General features: G+C 73.6%; 2 protein-coding genes. Both read left to right on the top strand.

Going from position 1 to position 6,267, the window contains the following annotated elements:
• A partial coding sequence (locus SLNSH_RS25630; RefSeq protein WP_210202569.1) for a beta strand repeat-containing protein occupies window positions 1–5,685 on the top strand: 5,685 nt, incomplete at its 5' end.
• Window positions 5,666–6,267: DUF642 domain-containing protein (locus SLNSH_RS25635; RefSeq protein ID WP_196240309.1), on the top strand; the 602-nt coding region annotated here is incomplete at its 3' end. The genes SLNSH_RS25630 and SLNSH_RS25635, both read left to right, overlap by 20 nt.

Raw genomic sequence — 6,267 nt, forward strand, 5'->3', positions numbered from 1 at the left:
GGCGCCGGCAACGACACGCTGATCGGCGGCGCGGGCGCGGACACGCTGGTCGGCGGCTCCGGAACCGACCTCGCCGACTACTCGGCGTCGACGCTGGGCGTCAGCGTCGACCTGACGTTCACGGGAGCCCAGTCGGGTGGCGACGCCGCCGGCGACATCCTGTCGGGCGTCGAAAATCTGACGGGCTCGGCGACCGCCGGGAACTGGCTGAAGGGCGACGGCGCAGCCAACATCCTGACAGGCGGCGCGGGCGCAGACACCCTCATTGGCGGCGCGGGCGCCGACACCCTCGTGGGCGGCGCCGGCGTCGATACGGTGGACTATAGCGGCGAGACCTCCGCCGCCGGCGTCAGCCTGACGCCCGGCGCCTGGGGCATGCTGTCGACCAACGCGGGATCGGCCGCGGGCGACATCCTGTCCGGCGTCGAGAACATCGTCGGAACGGCCTATGGCGACACCCTCGTCGGCTCGGCCGCCGACAACGTGCTCATCGGCGGCGCCGGCGACGACGACATCCGCGGCGTCTCCGGCGCCGACACCATCGACGCCGGCGCGGGAAACGACAGCGTGACGGCCACCGGGCTGACGGGCGGCGTCTATGATGGCGGCAGCGGCGTCGACACCTTGTCCTGGGGCTCGGACGCGGTCGGCGTTACGGTCGACCTTTCTGCGGGCACGGCCACCCAAGGCGCCGCGACGCTCTCCATTCGAAATTTCGAGAAGGTTTGGGGCTCCGATGCCGACGACCTCCTGATCGGCGGACCCGGCGCCGACTACCTGCACGGCGGCTACGGCGGCTCCGACACCTTGGTCGGCGGCGCGGGGGCCGATACCCTGGACGGCGGCCTCGGGACCGATCTGGCGGACTACGCCACCTCGGCGGCGGGCGTCACCGTCGACCTCGGCCTCGCGACCTCCCAGTCCGGCGGCGACGCCGCGGGCGACATCTTGATCGGCATCGAGAACGTGCGCGGCGCCGCGAGCGGCGCCAATCTCCTCACCGGCGACGCCGGCGCCAACATGCTCACCGGCGGCGCCGGGGCCGACACCCTGGCGGGCGGCGCCGGCGCGGATACGCTGGACGGCGGCGCAGGCGTCGACACGGCGAACTACGCCGCCTCTGCGGCGGGCGTCACTGTCGACCTGTCGCTCGCCACCTCCCAGTCCGGCGGCGACGCGGCGGGCGACATCCTGCTTGGCGTCGAGAACGTGATCGGTTCGGCCACGGCGGCCAACCTCCTCGCCGGCGACGCCGGCGCCAACGTCCTGACCGGCGGCGCGGCCGCCGACACGCTGGCGGGCGGCGCGGGCGCGGACACACTCGACGGCGGCGCGGGCGCCGATACGGCCGACTACGCGGCTTCGGCGGCGGGCGTCACCGTCGACCTCGCGGCCGGGACCCAGTCGGGCGGCGACGCCCAGGGCGACGTGCTCGTCAGCATCGAGAACGTGCGCGGCTCGGCCATTGCCGCCAACCGCCTCGCCGGCGACGCCGGCGCGAACGTGCTCACCGGCGGGGCAGGCGACGACACGCTCGTGGGGGCCGCCGGCGCCGACACCCTGGCGGGCGGCGCCGGGACCGACACGGCAGACTACACCGGCTCGGCCGCCGGCGTGACCGTCGACCTGCGCCTCGCGACGTCCCAGTCGGGCGGCGACGCCGCCGGCGACGTCCTGTCCGGGATCGAGAACGTCACCGGCGCGGCCTTCGCGGCAAACCGGCTCACGGGCGACGCCGGGGCCAACGTGCTCACTGGCGGCGTGCTGGCCGACACCCTGGCGGGCGGCGCCGGCGCCGACACCCTGGACGGCGGCTTCGGGACCGACACGGCCGACTATTCGGGCTCCGCGGCCGGCGTCACGGTTGATCTCTCGCTGGCCACCTCCCAGTCCGGCGGCGACGCCGCCGGCGACATCCTGCTCGGCATCGAGAACGTGGTCGGCTCGGCCACGGCCGCCAGCCGCCTCGCCGGCGACGCCGGCGCCAACGTGCTGACCGGCGGCGCCGGGGCCGACACCCTCGCGGGCGGCGCCGGCGCCGACACCCTGGTCGGCGGCGCGGGCGCCGACACGGCCGACTATACGACCTCCGCGGCGAGCGTGACGGTCGACCTCAGCCTGGCGACCTCCCAGTCCGGTGGTGACGCCGCGGGCGACATCCTGTCCGGCGTCGAGAACGTCACCGGCTCCGCAACGGCCGCCAACTGGCTCGCCGGCGACGCCGGCGCGAACGCGCTCACCGGCGGCGCGGGCGCCGACACCCTGATCGGCGGCGCCGGGGCGGACACCCTCACCGGCGGCGCAGGCGTCGACACGGCCGACTACACGGCTTCCACGGCGGGCGTCAGCATCGACCTCGCATCCACGAAGGCCCAGTCGGGAGGCGACGCCCAGGGCGATGTGCTCTCCGGCGTCGAGAACGTCCTGGGCTCGGCCACGGCCGCGAACAGCCTTGCGGGCGACCGCAACGCCAACGTCCTCACGGGCGGCTCCGCGGCGGACCTGCTGATGGGCGGCGACGGCGCCTGGACCACCGGCGCGGCTGGCAGCCAGGCGCTCACCGCCAGCCTGGGCTCCAACGTCTTCGGCACGGGAGCCGCGAAGGCCTACACGGTCTCGTTCCGGATCCAGACCACGGACCTGCAGAACAGCGCCAATGTGGGAATCCTGGGGTCGGTGACCACCGACGGCAACATCCATGTGGGGCTCGCCAACGGCGCCCTGAAGTTCGGGCAATACGGTGATGACCTGAACGTGGCGCCCGCAACGGACCTTCGCGACGGCGTCTGGCACACGATCACAGCCACCATGACATCGGGCCTGGTCGGAACCCTCTATGTGGATGGCGTGGCGGTCGGCTCGCGGACGTACACGGGCGTGTACAAGGACTCACTGACCAACACGCTGGGCGTCAACGTCAACTCAGGCAACAACCTCACGCCCATGATGGCCAGCTACGACGACGTCGCGCTCTACAACCGCGCGCTCTCGGCAGCGGAGGTCGCGACTCTCGCGGCGAATGGGGCCGCCACGGTCCAGAGCGGCCAGATCGCGCTCTACACCTTCGACGGCCCGAACGGCCTCGCCGATTCGGCCGGCGGCAATCCGGCTCTCGCCCAGACGGGCACGGCGGGCGCCATCGTGAATGGCAGCTGGTCCGACGGCGCCAATCTCCTCCAGGGCGGCGCGGGCGACGACAAGCTGGTCGGCGGCTCAACCGCCGACACCCTCGACGGCGGCGCAGGAAACGACACCCTCATGGGCGGCGCCGGGGCGGATTCGCTTGTGGGCGGCGCAGGCGTCGACACCGCGTCCTATCTCTCTTCCGCGGCCGGCGTGACGGTCGACCTCACCCTGGCGACGTCGCAGGCGGGCGGCGACGCCCAAGGGGACATTCTGTCCGGCGTCGAAAACGTGGTCGGCTCGGCGCTGGGCGCCAACAGGCTCACCGGCGACGCCGGCGCCAACGTGCTCACCGGCGGCGCCGCGGCCGACGTGCTGGCCGGCGGCGCAGGCGCCGACACCCTGGTCGGCGGCGCGGGATCCGACACGGCCGACTACACGGCCTCCGCCTTGGGCGTCACCGTCGACCTGAGCCTGGCGACCGCCCAGTCCGGCGGGGACGCCGCGGGCGACGTCCTGTCCGGCATCGAGAACGTCACCGGCTCCGCGGCCGCGGCCAACTGGCTGAAGGGCGACGCCGGCGCGAACGCGCTCACCGGCGGCGCGGGCGCCGACACGCTGATCGGCGGCGCCGGGGCGGACACCCTCACCGGCGGCGCGGGCCTCGACACGGTGGACTACTCGGCCTCGGCTGCCGGCGTCACGGTCGACCTCACGAAAAGCTCGGCCCAGACCGGCGGCGACGCCGCGGGCGACGTTCTCTCGGGCGTCGAGATCGTCCTCGGCTCCGCCACTGCGGCCAACGCGCTCACCGGAACCAGCGGCGACAACACCCTCGTGGGTGGCGCGGGCGCCGACACCCTCGACGCCGGCGGCGCCGGCTCAGATTCGCTCGTCGGCGGCCTCGGGGACGACGTCTACCGGATCTACGCCCCCAGCCAGGCGATCCTGGAGAACGCCGGCCAGGGCGTGGACACGGTCGTGTGGAACACCACCGGCGGCGCCTATGCGCTCGGCGCCGAGCTCGAGAACCTGCTCTACACCACCAACGCCGGTTTCGCCGGCGCCGGCAACAGCGCCGACAACCTGATCTCCGCCACGCTGCGCGACGCCTCGCTCGGGGGCGGCATGGGCGGCGCCGGCGCGGACACGCTGGACGGCGGCGCCGGAAACGACACCCTGTCGGGCGGCGCCGGGGCCGACGTGCTGATCGGCGGCGTCGGGATCGACACGGCGGACTACTCTGCCTCGACCGGCGGCGTGACCGTGAACCTGTCCAGCGCCGCGGCCCAGTCCGGCGGAGACGCGGCGGGGGACACGCTCTCCGGCATCGAGAACCTGGTCGGCTCCGCCACGGCCGCGAGCTGGCTCACCGGCGACGCCGGCGGCAACCTGCTGAAGGGCGGCGCGGCCGCCGACACGCTCGATGGCGGCGCCGGCGACGACACGCTGGTCGGCGGCGCGGGCGCAGACTCGCTGGTGGGCGGGGCCGGGATAGACGTGGCCGACTACTCGGCCTCCGCCACCGGGGTCACCGTGGATCTGTCGCTTGCGACGGCCCAGTCCGGCGGCGACGCGGCGGGCGACATCCTGGCCGGCATCGAGAACCTGAAGGGCGCGGCCGCCGCGGCGAGCCGCCTCACGGGCGACGCGGGCGCCAACCTGCTCGCGGGCGGCGCAGCCGCCGACACTCTCGATGGCGGGGCCGGAAACGACACGCTGGTGGGCGGCGCCGGCGCGGATTCGCTCCTTGGCGGCGCGGGCGTGGACACGGCCGATTACTCGACCTCCGCCGGAGGCGTCACGGTGGACCTCACCCTGTCGACCGCCCAGTCCGGCGGCGACGCCGCGGGCGACATCCTGTCGGGCGTCGAGAACGTCACCGGCGCGGCGGCGGCTGCGAACCGGCTCACCGGCGACGCCAACGGCAACCTGCTCACTGGCGGCGCGGCCGCCGACACCCTCGACGGCGGCGCCGGAGACGACACGCTGACCGGCGGCGCCGGCGCGGACAGCCTTATCGGCGGCGCCGGCGTGGACACGGCCGACTACTCGGCCTCGAGCGCCGGCGTCACTGTCAACCTCAACCTCTCCACCGCCCAGTCCGGCGGCGACGCGGCGGGCGACATCCTGTCCGGCATCGAGAACGTGGTCGGCTCGGGCCTGGCGGACAACATCCTTGGCAACGTCGGGGCCAACGTCATCAGCGGCGGCGCAGGTGACGACACCCTCGACGGCGGCGGCGGCGACGACACCCTGGTGGGCGGGGCCGGCGCGGACAATCTCTATGGCGGCGCGGGCGTCAACACGGCCGACTACTCCGGTTCGGCGGCGGGCGTAACCGTCGACCTGAACCTGGCGACCCGTCAGGTGGGCGCCGGCGGCGACGCCGAGGGCGACTACCTCCTCAACATCGCCAACCTCAGGGGCTCCGCCACAGCGGCCAACAGGCTCACCGGCGACGCCAACGCCAACCTGCTCGCCGGCGGCGCGGGCGCCGACACTATCGATNCTGCTCGCCGGCGGCGCGGGCGCCGACACTATCGATGGCGGCGCGGGTGACGACCGGATCTATGCCGGGACCAACCTCGTGGTGAACGGGGACTTCGAAACCCCTGGCGGTGGAGCGGGCTCTGCCCCTGGATGGACGGTCACGGGGGCCAGCAACCAGAACGGCGTGAGCAGTAACTCTCTCTACGTGAGGGACGGCGCCTACGGCTATGGATTCGACTACGCCACCGACAGCGTAGGCAGCTCAATCGCCCAGAATTTCTCCACAGTCGCTGGGCAAGCCTACACGCTTGTGTTCGACGGCAAGGGGCTGGGCGGCTCGGGCACGGAGACACTGCAGGTCACTGTCGGTGACAAGATCGCGAGCTATACGTTCCAGGCGGGAGCCTGGAACACCTACACTCTGACCTTCACCGCGCTTGCCGCCTCAACGAACCTTAACTTCACGCATGTCTCCGGCGGCATCGGCTCCGACCCGGTCATCGACAACGTCCGCGTGATCGCGGACATCACCGCGAACAGCCTCTCGGGCGGGGCAGGCAACGACACGATCGTGGGCGGCGCCGGGGCGGACACGGTGGCGGGCGGCGCGGGCGCGGACTATCTGGTCGGCGGCGCCGGGATCGACACGGT

The organism is Alsobacter soli, from assembly GCF_003004785.1.
Lineage (GTDB): Bacteria > Pseudomonadota > Alphaproteobacteria > Rhizobiales > Beijerinckiaceae > Alsobacter > Alsobacter soli.